This window comes from Paenibacillus sp. FSL H3-0329, assembly GCF_037963285.1.
GTDB lineage: Bacteria > Bacillota > Bacilli > Paenibacillales > Paenibacillaceae > Paenibacillus_AQ > Paenibacillus_AQ odorifer.
Window position 1 is genome coordinate 1603154 of the sequence record NZ_CP150150.1, and the last position, 16707, is coordinate 1619860.

8 protein-coding genes are annotated in these 16707 nt (G+C 43.3%); all 8 read left to right on the plus strand.

All coding sequences use genetic code 11. The annotated features are described in order from the left end of the window. The 8 genes from NSQ66_RS07005 (at nt 1) to NSQ66_RS07040 (ending at nt 16611) form a co-directional block, all read left to right on the plus strand. Complete coding sequence (locus NSQ66_RS07005) at nt 1–5046, plus strand: AAA domain-containing protein (RefSeq protein WP_076141150.1); 5046 nt, start codon at nt 1–3, stop codon at nt 5044–5046. A gap of 208 nt (nt 5047–5254) precedes the next feature. Then, nucleotides 5255–5635, plus strand: a complete 381-nt coding sequence (locus NSQ66_RS07010) for a hypothetical protein (protein WP_076141151.1) — start codon at nt 5255–5257, stop codon at nt 5633–5635. 48 nt (nt 5636–5683) lie between these two features. After that, a complete protein-coding gene (locus tag NSQ66_RS07015; RefSeq protein WP_076141152.1) occupies nt 5684–7933 on the plus strand; it encodes a hypothetical protein in 2250 nt (749 codons plus the stop codon). Then, complete coding sequence (locus NSQ66_RS07020) at nt 7908–9380, plus strand: DUF2357 domain-containing protein (protein ID WP_076141153.1); 1473 nt, start codon at nt 7908–7910, stop codon at nt 9378–9380. The genes NSQ66_RS07015 and NSQ66_RS07020 overlap by 26 nt, the downstream gene beginning before the upstream one ends. Before the next feature lie 108 nt (nt 9381–9488). Then, complete coding sequence (locus tag NSQ66_RS07025) at nt 9489–9869, plus strand: hypothetical protein (RefSeq protein WP_141118467.1); 381 nt, start codon at nt 9489–9491, stop codon at nt 9867–9869. A 117-nt stretch (nt 9870–9986) separates the two neighbouring features. Further along, nucleotides 9987–11048, plus strand: coding sequence for a hypothetical protein (locus tag NSQ66_RS07030; RefSeq protein WP_076141155.1), 1062 nt, complete (start codon nt 9987–9989; stop codon nt 11046–11048). After that, the gene (locus tag NSQ66_RS07035; protein ID WP_081388051.1) at nt 11045–14128 is read left to right on the plus strand and encodes a hypothetical protein; all 3084 of its coding nucleotides are present in this window, start codon (nt 11045–11047) and stop codon (nt 14126–14128) included. The genes NSQ66_RS07030 and NSQ66_RS07035 overlap by 4 nt, the downstream gene beginning before the upstream one ends. Continuing rightward, nucleotides 14125–16611, plus strand: a complete 2487-nt coding sequence (locus NSQ66_RS07040; protein ID WP_076141157.1) for a DUF3962 domain-containing protein — start codon at nt 14125–14127, stop codon at nt 16609–16611. Before NSQ66_RS07035 ends, NSQ66_RS07040 begins: the two co-directional genes overlap by 4 nt. Nucleotides 16612–16707: the final 96 nt, after the last annotated feature.

Consider the following 16707-nt stretch of genomic DNA (forward strand, 5'->3'; position numbering starts at 1 on the left):
ATGGAAACCAGCGAGGATCAGCGCAGCACCGCTAAACAAAAGCTTATTCAAGTGTTTTCCTATCTGCAGGCTATGCATCAACTGAAACAGCCGGTAATCAAGCGAATTTCTGGTCATTTATGGTCGCAATCCTTTTCGGATGTACCAGCCCATTCCAATATAATCTGTGAATTTTTGGCCGGAATAAGCCCTTCTGAACGTATAGAGGATCTGATTCCTGATGTCCTGCTAACAGTTAAGAGACCAGATCCAACCCCTTGCCCGAAACCACCACTGCTGCTCAAGCGCTGGTTGAAGCCGGATTGGGAGAAAATTCAGACGCAGCCGGATAGAATTGAAAGTTTGGAAAGCTACCGTGAGCAAGAGGATTTAGAGGAGTATGGAGCGTATCAGGAACGTTTCGATCAGGATAAAGAAAGAGTGCAGATCTGGGAGGAATGGATTCAGGAACGTGAGGAGTGGAAAACAAACGAATGGCCTGTACGCAGAACTATTAAGCTGTTCGAGGATTTGTACATGCTCTCTTCATGGATTGATCGTGAAAGGGATTCTGTGGAACTAATGATTGGTGATGGGATATTACACTGGGAGTTGCAGCCGGAGATTATACACCATCCGGTGCTCTTACAGAAAGTACAGCTGGTTTTTAATCCGGATGTGCCGGAGTTTATGCTGATTGCTTCTGAAGATGAGCCCGAGTTCCATAGTACTTTATTCAGGGATACGCTTGAAGTTAGTGCACAATCTCTTAAGAAATGCGCTGATGATTTGTTGGAGGTTCCTTGTTCGCCCCTGGGATATGAGGGTACGGATAATTATCTGAAAAAAGTATCGAGCTACTTGTCTGCTAAAGCGCTGTTTATGCCTTATGGTAGCGAAACAGCAGCTTTAACTCAGGAGAATAAGGTAGTGTACATTCGGAGAGAGCCTGTTATTTTTTTACGCAAGCGTTCCGTTGGTTTCGATCATGCGATTGAAGAAATCATTAAGGATTTGAATGAAAGAGAAGATTTTCCACAGGCGATAGCCAGAATTACTGGAATTGACACAGGAACGGCACCTCAGGGTGAAAGTGCTTTTTCATATTCCAATTTGAATGTTAATGGAGAGAACGAAGAGATTCTTTTCACCAAAGAGGCAAATTCGGAGCAGTTGGATATTGCCCTGAAGCTGGGCCGGTTTGGCTCGGTTCTGGTACAGGGGCCACCGGGCACAGGGAAGACGCATACCATTGCCAATCTGCTCGGTCATTTTTTGGCGGAGGGAAAAAGTGTGCTGGTAACTAGCCATACCTCTAGAGCACTGGCCGTTCTACGTGATAAAGTGGCTGGACCACTTCAAAATCTTTGCGTCAGCATATTGGACGATGTCAGCGGACAGAAACAACTGGAGAACTCCATTGATACAATTACATCGACTTTGAGTTCGATATCATTGGAACAGACGGAGCAGGAAATAGCCGTTCTCTCAGCCAAACGCCAATCTATTCTAGAGCAGATCACAGAAATTAACAGCAATCTTCGAATCTCTAGAGAGAGTGACTATCGACCAATTGTACTCTGGGGTTCTGAATTTGACCCTTCCAGAGCGGCGAAGATGATCTCTGCCGGGCAGGAAACGATGGACTTAATCCCTGGGAAGATTGTCGCAGGACAGGCTTTTCCACTTACTCCTTCTGAACTGGATAGCCTATATTTAAGCTCTGTAGAGATTACACAGGAAGATGAGAATGAATTCAAATATCTATCCATTCGAGCAGAAATGTTCTTCACTCCTGATAAATTTAATGAACTTGTCCAAGAACATCAGGAGCTGCTAAGTGCGGATAAGAATAAGCATATACCTTATTGGGCAACTAACATGGAAGTACCATCGGATAAACTCTTCACTGCCTTAATTCAATTGCGTCAAACGATGGCTATAAGTAACCTAGAGGATTGGAAGCTTGATCTGATCTTTACCAAGGAGCATGAAAAGAATGACTGGCTTGAATTGCTGGAAGAAGTAGAGGAGTGGCTTAAGTTATACCGTACAGCGAGAACAGCCAGATACAAATATGGATTTGAACATTTAACTGAAAGCGATTTGCAGCCTTTGCCTGCTATCCTGAATGAAATAAAGAGGCATCTGGAAAATGGAGGGAAACTGACTTCGCTACAGTTGCTGCTTAAGCGGCAGTGGAAGAAGGTATGTGAACTTATTGTTCCGTCTGGCAAGGAGATCGATGAGCTGGATGTCTCCTATCTTGATGCCCTGCTGACGGTCATTGATTATCAAACTCAGCGTTCTAAGTCGATGACTCGTTGGAAACGGCAGGTAACCGACCGAGGAGGTTATGATCTTGCCGAATTTGGGTCGGAGCCCGAAGAGTATATGGAGAATATTCAGAAGGAAATCTGTGGCCTGTTGGACTGGAGACAATCAAGCTTCAATCCTTCGCTTGAGGTCCTGGAGAACGAAGGACTTCTGTGGAGTGAACTGGTTAACTCTAAGCCGCTCCCATTAGGCAAGCATGCAGATTGGTTTCATCTGCAGGAATTGGTAGAGCAAGAGCTTCCTGACATCATAAATTCATATGTTCATGCAGAGAGATGGAAGATAGTCAACCGCCGTATCCAGGAACTGGAGCAGACCGCTCAGTCTCTGGCAGATTCCCGCTCATGGATATCAAGTCGCCTGCAGGAAAGCATTGTGCAGCTGGATCAGCAGATGTATGGAGAATCTTATCGCGCGTTGCAGCAATTATGGGAGAAAAGCACACTGATCCGTCAAAGACAAGAATGGCTACAGCAGTTACAAGAAGGCGCTCCCGACTGGGCACAGGCGGTTAGGAACAGGAGTGGAGTTCACGGAGAACTTCATGCTCCAAGTGAAACTCAAGCGATCTGGCTGCTTAAACAATTGGATATGGAATTAGATCAAAGAGCGGCTATCTCTACCCAGCTGCTCCAGGAAGAACTGGTGGAAATTCGTAAACAATTTAAATCGGTCACTCTGCAGCTGGTCGAGAAAAAGGCTTGGCTCGCGCTCGCGGGGAAAACTACGCTTAAGCAGCAGAATGCTCTCCACGGCTGGAAGCTGTTAATGAAAAAAGCAGGCAAACGGACCGGGAAATCGGCACCGCATCTTCTTGCTGAGGCTCGAAAGCTTATGCCGATCTGTCAGACTGCTGTTCCCGTCTGGATTATGCCCACTTATAGAGTGGTTGACAGTTTCAACCCTTCAGAGAACCATTTTGATGTAGTTATAGTGGATGAAGCCAGTCAGGCAGATATTATGGCACTGACGGCGCTCTATTTGGGTACGCAAATTGTTGTTGTGGGTGATGATGAACAGGTGAGTCCAGAAGCAATCGGGCAGCGGTTAGAAGAGACGAGAAGGCTGATGGATGCCCACCTGGAAGGTATCCCTAACTCTGCTCTTTATGATGGGAGCACTTCGATTTATGATCTGGCCAAAACGTCCTTCGCGGGTATGACGCAACTCAGGGAACATTTCCGCTGTGTAGAACCGATTATTCAGTTCAGCAACAGCTTATCCTATAATGGTTCCATTCTTCCTCTTAGAGATGCAAGCGGGGTGTCGACCAAGCCTTACACTGTTGAGTACCGTGTAGAGAACGGAAGCAGAAATAATAAACGGAATGAGGTGGAAGCGCAGGCTGTTGCTTCGCTCATTCTTTCCGCCATTGAGCAGGAAGAGTATAAGGACGCCACCTTTGGGGTGATTACCCTGCTTGGGGAAGAGCAAGCTATTCTGATTGACCAGTATCTGCAAAAGCATATACCAGCCACGGAATATAAGCGGCGAAAGATACGCTGCGGCAATTCTGCTCAGTTTCAGGGCGATGAGCGCAATGTTATTTTCTTATCCATGGTCGACGCATCAGAAGAATTTGTACCCCTGCGTCTAATCTCAGATCCTGGAAATCGAACTAAAAAGCGCTATAACGTAGCAGTTAGCCGAGCCCGTGACCAATTATGGCTGATTCATTCGCTCGATACCTCAACTCAGCTTAAAGAAGGGGATCTGCGGAAACGATTAATTGAGTATGTCCGGAATCCGTATGCCGCGGATGAAGCCTTGAAGCAGCATGAGCCTGCATTGGAGTCCGAGTTCGAGCGGCAGGTTATGCGTCGTTTACTTCAGGAAGGATATAGAGTACTACCCCAATGGAAGGTGGGAGCCTACCGGATTGATATGGTTATTGAAGGGGGCGGCAAACGCCTGGCTGTGGAATGCGATGGGGACAAATGGCATCCGGTGGAGAAGCTTAGGGAGGATCTGGACAGGCAATCCATACTGGAGCGACTCGGTTGGACCTTCGTACGGATCAGAGGCGGGGAATTCTTCCGGCATCCCGAGAGAGCACTGCTGCCGTTGTTCCGAAAGTTGGAGGAACTGAACATTCCTCGTGAACTTCACAAGCAGGAGAAGGATATGAAGGCGGGAGAGTCCGAGCCGACTGTGCTTAAAGATGCAATAGTAAATAGGGCGGCGCGAATTAGACAGGAATGGCAGGAGTTCGATAAGGAGCCGGCTCCGGCTGCTTCAGTTTCAGCGGACTTCGCAGAAGAACTATCAAATGTCATTCAGTCCGAAGATGAGGATGCTGAAGAATTTTTCTTTAGAGAAATCAGTCAGCAGCCTAATTTGACCTACTATTGGACAGAAGAAATGCGGAATGCAGAAGAAGAAAGACAAGCGGCATTTGAGCAGGAGCTTCTGGTGCTGGAGACGGCAGCAGGGATGGAAGTGCATTACTGGAGCGATTCCCAGAGTGTTGTTGAAGGGCAGAAGACTCTGTCGAATTCCAGTTTCAGCTTCAGCTTGACGGAATATTTGAAATCTCAAGGCCTCAAATTTCTGGATTTAAGAGACCAAGGCGGTATGTTCTGGGTGATAGAAGACTTAAAGATGGTCAAGCATTTGTCATCGATGAGACAAAGAGGCATAAAGTTTACCTATTTGAAAGAGGGTACCTATGACACTCGCTGGAGGGCTGCTTGGTATAGCAGATATCGGGAGGGTAGTTCAGAAGAATGAGTTGCATGAGAGCTAGACGACTATTACGGTCGTCTTTTTTTTGATTTCACAAGGACTTCAGACCCAGGTTGTCGAATGGAGACGAATAAGGAAGAAATTACAAATGAACATACGTTCGCTGACATACTATTGCCTTAGTACTATGGTCTAATAAGAGAAGAAAGATTAATGGAAGCGGCATAGAAATCGTACCCGAGGGGTGGGTTACATGATAACAGAATACGTAAATATCAAACAGATCACAGCTTCTATTGGGGGATATTTTGGTTCGAGCTATATAGTTGAAGTCGAGTTTGTAAATGGCAAGATCACATATGAGGTAAGAGAAGACGGGGGCTTGGAACCAAGTTTGGCTGTACAAAGGGACAATGAAGGTATTGCTATTTTCAGAGAAGAGCTGACTAAATGCCGTATTCTGGGCTGGGAGCATGAGTATATCGATCCTAATGCGCTGGATGGAACACATTGGAGTCTAGACATCGTGTTTGAAGATAAAGTCCTACACATAAATGGTAGTAATGCTTATCCAAAAGAATGGAAGAGGTTCTGTAAATCTATTCGGAAATTGACGGGTAGGCCATTTGAGTAATATCAACAAAACTAAGGAAAAGAATTCGAAGAATCAAAGGAGCCCATTATGATCAACTTAACCCAATACCAGCAAATCTTCGATATTGATAACACTACGGAACGGTGCAAGAAAGTTAACGATACCATGGACCAGTTTTGGAAATCGGAACTAGATCAGTTAGCCACGGAGTTAGTTGGTCAGGATTATAGAATTGCTACCTATGGTCAGACATTAGTGACCACCTACCATGACTCATTAAATCCTAAATATGCGGAACAGAAGAAAGATACGAGTATAGGCAAAAAGTACTTTGCTCAAATCGTTCGTAAAATAGAGGACAAAGAGTTCAATCTGCTGACACTTGAGTTTAATGGTGTTGAGCAAAGAATGTATGTGTATATAGAACTTAGTTTCTATCTGGTCAATGAGTTGATAAAGAATGAGCGTCTGAATGCGATGCTGAGCGAACTGAATCCCGAGATCAGAACGTTCACCAGAACTGGATCCTTTACAAGAAACGAAATTGAGCGGACTGTTCTAGATCAAACAATCGTTGATATGATCAAGCCGAGAATTAGACCGTGGATTTACATGGGGCTGGAGCTTCCCTTGAAGGGGGAGTATGATCCAAAAGTAATTATTGATATATTAAGGCAAATTTGGGAGCAGACGTCTGCATTTCGAAAGTATTTGTTGGAGTACAGAGAGCAATGTGCAAGAGCTGCAAATATTATGAATCTGCTCGGTTCCGTTGAATCGACTTATCCAGCAACACTGTTCGGTAGACCCTATCAGATTCAATATGGCGTTATGGGGAATGAGAAGTCAGGTCAACGGGAACAAGAGTTTTCTCTAAAACGGGATGGACAAACCATTGTACAAGGCTGTTTGTATTATAGAGAGTATGAGACAAGAACTGGCTCATCTAGGCCGATGCTTGCTATTGATATAGAGAAACATAATCACATCTATACGAATGTTGAGATGTTACTTGGTAGTGGTCTAAATGAATGGTGGTTAGTGAAAGCGTTTCGTACAACTAACCAAAATAATGAAGATTTGAAGCAAGAAGCCATGAACTTGCTTGGTCAGCATGATATTGAAGTACGTCACAATGAGTATCGGATCGGAACGTATAACAATACTGAGCGGCAATTTGAAGAAGAAATAGGGGAAGTTAAAGGGAGATTGGTGTGTGCTGCATTGTTGTTTGCCCATGTAGCAGGTCGTGGTAAATTCAAATTGCTCGAAACGGATGCTCCAAGTGTTGAACCGATGGATGACACTTCCCCAGACGATGATCCTTCAACGGACGCCGTTGAATACAACAGCAATTTTAATTTCACAGTCATTTATGAGGCGATTCAGAACTGCTCCCTGACGTTTGATAAAGATTTAATCCGTGATCTGCATCTGAATTTAACAGCTTTGGACGATAAACATTTCGTTATACTAAGCGGTATCTCGGGAACGGGTAAAACACAGTTGGCCAAACTCTACGCAAATGCGGTATATGGTTTGTCCTATGAAGCTGACAATCCGTATTTGTCTATTATACCTGTCCGTCCTGATTGGACGGATGCGACTGCTCTGTTTGGGTATTACAGTTCCTTTGAGCAGCGTTACATCATGACAGAGTTTCTAAAGGTAATCTTGCACGCTCATGAGGAGCGAGAGAAACCGCATTTTATTGTGCTGGACGAAATGAACCTCGCTCGGGTCGAATATTATTTAAGCGATTACTTAAGCGGAGTGGAGTCGCACAAAGAAATTCCTTTGCATAACCGGGATGATTTGGATCTGATTCCTTCCAAGATCAGCATACCGCCTAACGTATACCTCTTGGGTACGATTAATGTAGATGAAACGACCCATAGCATTTCGGACAAGGTATTAGATCGTGCATTCGTTATGACGTTAAGTGAGGTGGATTTGGAAACATTTTGGAGTCGTGTAGACGATGGTGTAAGAGCGGGATTGCAGAACGAATTTAAAATTTTGATGCAGTTGCACAGTTTGCTGGCTCCATTTCACCTGCATTTTGGATATCGGACGATGAATGAGATGATTCAGAAGATGAACGGCCATCTATTGTTGGACATTGAGCATCAAGCATCAAGTAACGCCATGCTGGATCGTGTTATTGCGGAAAAGGTGCTACCTAAGCTTAGAGGCGACGATCGGATAGCAGAATTACTTGGAGATCTAAAAAGAGCTTTTTTTGAACATTTGAGTGAAGATTCTGTGAGCTACGGTCATATTATTCGTATGGAGAAGGAGCTTGTACGCTATGGAGCAACACAGTTCTGGCGATAATTTTCTGCTCCGCATAAACGGTGAAGCGTGGGTTACCTTGGATGAGGCCTACTTGACCGAGGCTACTACCTACGACTGGAAGTACGTAATGAATGATCTTGAGCAGCAGCCTTCGATTCAATTTTGCGGCCTGCAGCACTTTCCGCTGCGGATGAGTGAAGGTGAAGCTTATGGACAATTGTCGACACCATTTTATAGCGGACAGGTCACTTTTGAAATCAATGGGGTAAAGCTCGATTCTTATATTTATCCGGATACCCGGAAAATGACTCAGGACCAATATCACCTCATGTTAAGTGAGATTTTGCAGGAAGCATCCCTTTGTTTCGAACATTCGGATATCAAAACGGGAATTGAAGCGGATCAGCATTCACGGGAGCTTTCTTTAGCACAATGGAGCTACATAGAAGCGTCGTTCGCTTCACTTTCAACGATGATCCGTCACGTGATTGAGCAGCCGACGAGGGTGCTTCAAACCCGCGAACGGCATATGAGACGGGATCGTGTCAAGACGGTGGATGCCCAAACACTGGCCTGGCTGGAGCGAAATAGTGGGCGCAGCGCAGTTGGAATCATACCGGAAACAGTGAAATCTTCAGCCCGTGAGGATAGCTACAACAGCTATGAGAATAGATTGTTAAAGCAGCAACTGGTAGAGCTGAGACATCTGTTGAAACTATACGGTAAAGCAAGTCCGGTAGAATATGCAATAAGGGTAGAGGCCTATGCGGATAAAGTAGGGTATTGGCTAAGAGATCCTTTTTTCAAGCAAGTTACTCCCTACCAAGGGCTGAGAAGAATATCCCAAGTGTTTCGAAAACATCCCGTATACCGACAGTGCTATCAATGGTTTGATCGCTTATACAAGCATGGGAAAGAACGAATTGGCATGAGTTACAATTATCCTCTGAGAGAAACTTTTGCGCTATATGAGATATGGTGTTATATGCAGCTTGTAAAGCTTTTTCGGGAAAAGGGCCTATTAAAAGACAGCAGTGGGTTATTTCGAACCAGAAGGGAAGGGGTTTTTCTTCATTTTGCAGAGCACAACGAGAGTGTTGTCCAGTTAAAGAATGGTATGCGACTATCTTATCAACGGGTATTCCAAAATAATTCCCCGCACTTTTACACCGTTACACAGAGGATGGTTCCTGACATTGTTATTGATGCAGAAGATCGCTTATATATTCTCGATCCTAAATATAGAGTCGCAAATAATTTAGGAACAGCACTAGGCGAAATGCATAAGTACAAGGATGGTATCTTGTTACGCCGTAACGACGAACGTGCAGTTCAGAGCGTTTATATTTTGACTCCAGTTCAGAGCGATGAGCTTCGTTATTTCACGGCAGATTTTCACGACAAATATAATATGGGGGCTGTATCGCTTATGCCGGGAGGTGGCATGAGCTCTCTAAGAGATTTGATAGATAAGCTGTTGGTATAAGAAGATGATTACCTTGATTGTTTAAAAATTCATACACAAACTCTTTATATAAGAAAAGGAAATGGAGGACAGAATATGTCGATTCCATAAAAGGATCAAATAATTGAATTGCTGAGTAATAAATACCATTGTAAATTAACAACCATCGCAAGAAAACAAATCATGTTCGAAGGTAGGACCAATGGGAAGTGCTTTGTTGCATGTACTCCGGGCTCTAAATTACATAAAAAAGGCAGTGGTTGGTTTGATTTGAACATGGCCCAAGTTGGAATTTTAGATGATGCCGACATTTCAGTTTTAGCAGTAAGACTCGAAGGAAGTAAAGTATATTATATCGATTTCAAAGAATTCAGAAAAATGATAACTCCTGAATTCATTGTGTTTTCACCAGGTATAGGTGAACATTGGAAATTTTTTGTTTGGGAGTCTCATATCGAGATTCAAGGAAATCGAAATAAATATTTTACTGAGCCAGAATTGGTTTCTTGAAATAGTGACTTCACAAGAGTTCGAAAATTCCATTTAGGAACATACATTCGCTGACAACTCTTAGTCACAACCATAGTTTATCCTATATCTATCAATCTTCTAATAGGATGGTGCTCTATGGCTAAAACGCATGACACTCTTTTGTCCCTGATAACAGGGATTAACAAATGGCAAGGCAACTACGGCAAGATTCCGGACGAGCTTTATAAGGGAATGCTGTTATTCATAGAACAGACAGCTGCTTCTACAGATCAACCTCCGGTTGATCTGTATCATCTACTGAAAATTCTTCATCGCCCATCCAAAGAATGGGGGATCCCTGACCTCCAAGACTATTACCCCGAAGATGCTCCTTTGTTAGAAGAGTTCATTGGCTTAACGCCGGATGCTGATGAGTTCCTGAACAGATATGTTTCCCCACAGGATGCTGAGCAACAGACTATGTATGAGATCCTGATGTACTGCCGAGAAGAAGGCCGACAGCTTCAGCAAGAGTATGGTCGCATCCGCACGTTTCTATCTAATCCACAAAATGCCGTAGTTACTTCCTTTCAATTGTCCCAATTTGCTGATACTTTCCTTGATATTCAACTAACGAATCTGATCAAGCAATGCTATGAAGAAATAACACCTATGATGGCTAACTTTCGGAAATGCCCACATTGTGGCTGGACCCTGGAATATAAGAATGATCGGTGGCGTTGTAATAAAGAAGATATCTGCCATCTGCTTGCTGATTTTGAGCTCATAAGTTCTTTTGATTTTGGTAGGGAAAGGGTATTGCGGCTTATACCTGGAATTCAAAGGTTTGTATTGCTGCCTGGAATATCTGAACTTAGAATCGCCGAACGATTGATTCGTAAGGGATATCAGGTTGAGCTCTATCCCAATGTGGATGAATATGATCTCTTGGTATCAGAAGATGGAAAAACGATCTTTCTTGATGTCAAGGACTTCAGAGATCCACGGACGCTTGCTAATTTCTTCAATCATCAGAGTCCTGCCTACCTGGAAAAGTACAAGAATAAATGCCTTATTGTAGTTCCGAATTATCGCAGCCAGCTCTTCGCATCTTATCGTGAACGAAGTATGAATCTGCTAAACGAAATTGCTCGGGAGTATATCGAAATGATCATGGAGAAGGAAATTGAATCCACGCTGAAGAAGGTGTTTCTGTGAGGCAGACTTATTGGGAGCTTTCAGAAGGTATCATCAAAGAATTTGAATCACTTAAACTGCGTAAATCCGAAATTAATCTTCTGGTGAGCATGGAGTTATTCATTACAGGATGTACTTTGATCGATCCTAAGCTATCCATCCATCAGACGTGGTCAGTTCTAGTTGGTTACAATGAACCCATTCTGAAACATACAACTCGCTCGGATATCATTACCCGGCTGAGAATTCTATTTCCTGAACTGCGAACCAAGAAGAATCTCTTGAAACGAATCAATGCCTATGGGGAAATTGGGAGTGAATATCGGTTATACGAGATCAAGGAGGATGAAGGAGCTATTCGAATTGCTCCGCGTTATTTAATTGACCGTTCTTCTATCTATAGTAGTATCCTTGAACACTCCATCTCACGCCAGTTGAATACTAAACCCTTTGCTAATGAAAAAGAGTTTACATACTCTCGAAGGATTCGAGGTGGGCAATGGATCACCTTCCAGGGGGAAATCCCTGAATCTATGCTCTCCAATGAAGTCAAACCTCTGCCAGCGTATCGGCCTAAAAGAATATTTAAGCTTTCGGTCCCATATAACGGAGCTGTATTAGCAACTGAGATGGATCAACTTCTGGGAGCATCGGCCATGTGGGTAAGTAGGGCCAAGTCTGTGCTTTTGGAATCGCTTGATGGTATGGATCTAGAATTTGTGTATCAAGGGAATCAACACATTGGTGGGGGGCTTGGAGCAGGGAAGTCGACTTTTATGATGATGGAAGCCTACCGGCTGGTAAAACATGAGGGTGCAAGGGTAGGCTTCATTGAAGGTAGTGTTATGCAGGCCCTTGAACGTGTCAAAGAATTGCGTAAGCTTGGAATACATGCTGTTCCTGTTATTGGGAGAACCTCCAGAGAAGATCATCTCAATAACTATTTGTTTGCGAATAGCAGTGGCATTCAAGAGGTTAGTGATTGGCAAAGCCAGCAGTATGAGTCACTTATTCATTTATCCGATGTCTGTATCATTAAAGCGTTGGCTGAAGATTATGATCGGAGCAGCAGATATCCTTGTATCCAGTTGCAGCAAGACGATAAATCTGTGAAATGCCCGCTTGCACATGCCTGTGGTGTATATAAAGATCTATCTTGCTTGCAGAATGCTGAGGTATGGGTTGCCACTGCGCCAAGTGTGCTGAAGACACGTATATCAGCAGTGATTGATCCCTTGGAGAGAACGACTTACGAAGCCATGTATGACCTGCTTGATGTTGTTTTTGTAGATGAAGCGGATCAGGTGCAGAAGCAGTTTGATGAGACCTTTTTGACACAATACAATGTGTTCGGGGCAGCTGACGATATCTTTGAACAGCTGAGATATGAGTCTAATGAGCTAACCAGTGGATATTATGGTCAGTATGCTGGTGATCCTGCCTTTATTGAGTGGAACGATAGGCTTCGTATGCTGGATCAGATGATCTGGCGAATTTATAACAAACTGGAACTGTCTCAGACGCTTAGGAAGGATATCAGGAATAATCTGATTCGGGTGGCAGCACTGGCTGGCACACTAAGTGAAAAACTCTCTGACAATTCTCAATTACAGTCAAGATTATTCAAACGTTTCAGCGAATACGCCTCAGACCCATACAAGGATCCATTACTCTCAAGAATCGTTGATGAGATTGTAGAGGCAGAGAGCCCCGAGCAGAAGCAGAGACTCCTGGAGCAGATTATAACCAAAGTAAGCGGGGTCCTTAAACCAAAGGTGAAAAAAGAACTGCTCTTTGTGCAACTTGAATTCTTCTTGTACTTATGTAGGGCAGAGGAGAGTATCAAATACATTTTAACTACGTTTCCTATGATTCAAGCTAAACTTGGCCTATCGATTAATTTCTCACCGTTGTTTACTATGCAGAAGGATTATCAGGCATTTATGAAAGAAGCGATGACCGGGATTACCTTGGGATATAAATATGACTTGCCTGACAATGAAAAGACCGGGAAGTTCAAGCTGATTGAATACACTGCTGTGGGCCGTCTGCTGCTTCATGATTGGTATAATCTGTATCAAGAATGTGACGGGAAAGCAGGTCCTGCGGTTGTATTTCTCTCTGGAACCAGTCATGCTCCGAAGTCGGCTCATTATGACTTGAAGACACCTTCAGAATGGTTGCTACGAGCAAACCGCAAGAGCTCAGTTATTCAGATGAATTATAAGCCCGTGCTTGATGAGGTTCGTGGAGAATTTTATTCGGTGTCAGGTATTCGTGATCCAGAACAAAGAGATCAATATTTAAGTGGGATGGTACAGCATCTAAAGCCAGATATTGAATATGAACTGAATCACTGGAGAACTGAAGGTAACAACAGGAGAGTATTGCTGGTTGTGAACTCTTATGATGATGTTGAAACAGTCTGCAGTGTTTTTCGAAATGATCGAACTTGGACGGGCAGATATAAGGCGCTCTCAAGAGATGATGGTCACCAAGAAGATCAGTATTCCAGAGTATTGATCGAGTCCTTTTATCGGAACCGGGCTGAGGTATTGATTGTACCCCTATTGTCCGTTGGTCGGGGATATAACATATTAGATAGTCAGGGAGAGGCCCTTTTCGGATCAGTATTCTTTTTGGTTCGTCCTTACCCCATACCCAATGATCTGAATTATCTTGTTCAGGTCCTGCATGCGTATTTGCCAGAATATTTGCGTCGGATAGAAGGAAAGAACCTTGTTTACGATAAGGCGGTTACCAAACTACGGCAAATTAGCAGCGGTAAGCTGGAGCATATGTATATGAAACCGGATTTCTGGTCGATCTTAAGTCCGAAAGAAAGAGAGATTATGGGGTGGTACACTTTTGTTCCGGTGTGGCAGATGATCGGCCGTATGCTGCGTGGGGGATTAGATGCCCGTGTCTACTTCTGTGATGCTAAGTTCAACGCTAAGCCAGCAGGTAACCTTGAAGGATATTCGATGCTTGAAGTATGGGCAGCAATTATGCACAAGAACAAGAAGGATACTATTTTCCAAAGTTTATATGGGCCCTTTAGCGAAGCGATTCATAATATGAATATGGGAGGCAGTATATGAACAAAATGGAGCTCTTTGCACTGGAAGTGAATGAAGCGGTATTCTATCATGAAACGATTCATGTCATGCATATGCCGGACAGCTGGCGCAATTTTTTTATTACACAAGCGACACCTCAAAACCACAAGCTTGCATATAAGGTTGAACCTCTTTGCAAGAAGCTAAAGAGTATATTCCCTGAGATTGTTCATGTGGATTTAAATAATAGAGTATTGCAAAAAAACTTGCCATGGATTGTTTCTACTGTTGAAATTCCAAAGTCTCATATTAAAAAGCTCACTCTAGGCTGGTTTGCACATTTAAAAGGATATTCAGCAGCTAATCTACCGGAGGAGATTAAAGAGGCTGAAATGGAATGGGAAACTTCTACTTTTGGTGAGCTTCATGAATCTATTGATAAATACCAATGGCTTCCTGGCTTGGCAGCTCATAAGTTCTGTGAAGAACTGCGAACGGTTGAGTTAGGGCAAGGTATTGTAGAGGAACTCCAGTTTCATCATACGATCTTTAATAATCAGCATGAATGTGTCTCCACTCCGATCAGGAAATCACCGAAACACGATCCTTTTTCTTATGTACTAAAGGTTGAACTGAAGAATCGTGGTGGGGATGCTGATAGACCGCTTATTCTTGTAACTGTAGGTACAAGGCGGTATTTGAAGAACGCACAAATTAAGGAAGGTTCCTGTTATTTAAAAGCGGATCATGCCTGTTCTGTTCTTGTGTCAGTCCGTAATCCGTATACGTTGCAAGAGAAGCTTTCTTTCTCACAGCTTCAGTTTGAGCGTCGTGCTGGTAGTGGACAGGGAACACCGCCTTTTGCAGTCTGGAAAACAGCCCTGGATGGCTTGTATTGGGATGTTCTGTACGGAGAATCCTTCGAACCTGATATGTTGCTCTCTAATCCTGCTGTATTCTTGGACGGAAATGGTGAAGTTACTGCCTATGTAGTCAATCATCATTCGTTCAATGGCAAAGGTAACTTTGTGAAGTCAGGACTCGGGTTGTCGGAGAAAAGTGGTCTGTTTAATATGTTTAAAGATGTACTTGCTAAGTATCATCTAACAGCGTTATTGCATATTCCGGAGATCCCTCGTAAGCGTATGAATGACATTCGGTTCCCCATTGTCGCGCATCAAGCAGAAAAGCTAATTATTGAGGTTTATAGTAGTGAAGCAATGTTTACTGCAATGAAAGAAGTTTATACGACTGAACAAAAATCACTGGAAAATAAATCAATAATCTTTAATCGTCAAATTTCAGAGAATGTTTATGGGCTCAATTGCGATAAGGATGTAACCGTAGAATTCGTACACTGCAATCCTGTTGAAATTGTAAGTGAACTGGAAGCTGGAACATATAAAGCTGATGTTGCCTTTATCAAGCGAGTGAATCAAATTAACAAGCTGCTTAATGAAGAACGCTCTTCCGGGGATCAGCGGACATTGGCATTAATGGAGATTGCGCCTAAAGAAAACTGGAGCAAAGACGGTGATCCTAAGAGAGCTATAAGGGAAGGGATGAAAAAGGCAAGACGTCTTACTCAGTTCATACATCCTCTTACTGGAGATGAGAAGGGGGATACTGCTCGCATAATCAATGCATTATTTGATTTGCTTAATGATGCAGGCTTCCTAAGCAACAATGTGACCAAGCTAGATTCATGTGGTCCGGTCCTGTCCTTTAATATTTTAAAAGCAGACAAGAAACATTTACCTGTCATATCGAAAATGGACGGAACTGAGATGATGTTAAAGATATTCGGAATTGAGTCATGGTTACCTTTAGGAGAGGCACCTTTTTATCTGGAACAGGCCAAAACGTTGGAAAATCCGGGCAAATGGAATCAAAGCAAACAGGTTTTTCTGGATTTTATGGTCAGAGCTATTGAGAGTGAGCTTGGTCAAGATGTAAAGCAGCTAACAGTAATAATCAATGCGACACTGAGAAAGGACTGGCTTCCAGTCATTCGAAATACTGACCTTCAATACGATAAAGTTCCTTATCTGAGCGAACGACTAGTAAATGATGCCCGTCTTAAGTTTATACGTGTCAATATGACGGATGATGTGCCACAATATAGGATTATTGAAGATGATGCTGAAGAGAAATTCAACAAAGCTTCGGGGATTTTCAAAGATCCACTAGGGATTTATTATGGTGTTGGTGGAAGGCCAAGAGCATGGTCTGGTGTGAGAAACGAAGATATCAAGTTCCTGTCTCCTAGCAAACTATTGCTTCAGCAGAAAGCGGTTGAGTACATTCCTCTGGGAGAGCTGGATGAGATGGAACGTGATGATCTGGCTAATTTAGTTGATCAGCTACGAAGAGTAGGTCTGAATTACGATAAACACACAATATATCCGTATGGTATTCGGATCACAAAAATTCTGTCGAAATATTTAACTGGGGAAGAGAAAAATTATGATCCGGAGTTTGATGAGGGAGTGGAGTTTTGGGAGGAGGCTGAGGAGTTGGTGTAGTGTGTATTCTTATAGGAACAGGCAATATAAAGCTGAGATTAATCAAGACGACATACTTGTCGTCTTTTTTAGTTAGCAAGGACTTCCGACCTGTTT

Excerpts from the sequence above, each read along its gene's own strand:
- NSQ66_RS07040 (WP_076141157.1), top strand. The coding sequence starts at position 14,125 with ATGAACAAAATGGAGCTCTTTGCACTGGAAGTGAATGAAGCGGTATTC.
- NSQ66_RS07030 (WP_076141155.1), top strand. The coding sequence starts at position 9,987 with ATGGCTAAAACGCATGACACTCTTTTGTCCCTGATAACAGGGATTAAC.
- NSQ66_RS07015 (WP_076141152.1), top strand. The coding sequence starts at position 5,684 with ATGATCAACTTAACCCAATACCAGCAAATCTTCGATATTGATAACACT.
- NSQ66_RS07005 (WP_076141150.1), top strand. The coding sequence starts at position 1 with ATGGAAACCAGCGAGGATCAGCGCAGCACCGCTAAACAAAAGCTTATT.
- NSQ66_RS07010 (WP_076141151.1), top strand. The coding sequence starts at position 5,255 with ATGATAACAGAATACGTAAATATCAAACAGATCACAGCTTCTATTGGG.
- NSQ66_RS07020 (WP_076141153.1), top strand. The coding sequence starts at position 7,908 with ATGGAGCAACACAGTTCTGGCGATAATTTTCTGCTCCGCATAAACGGT.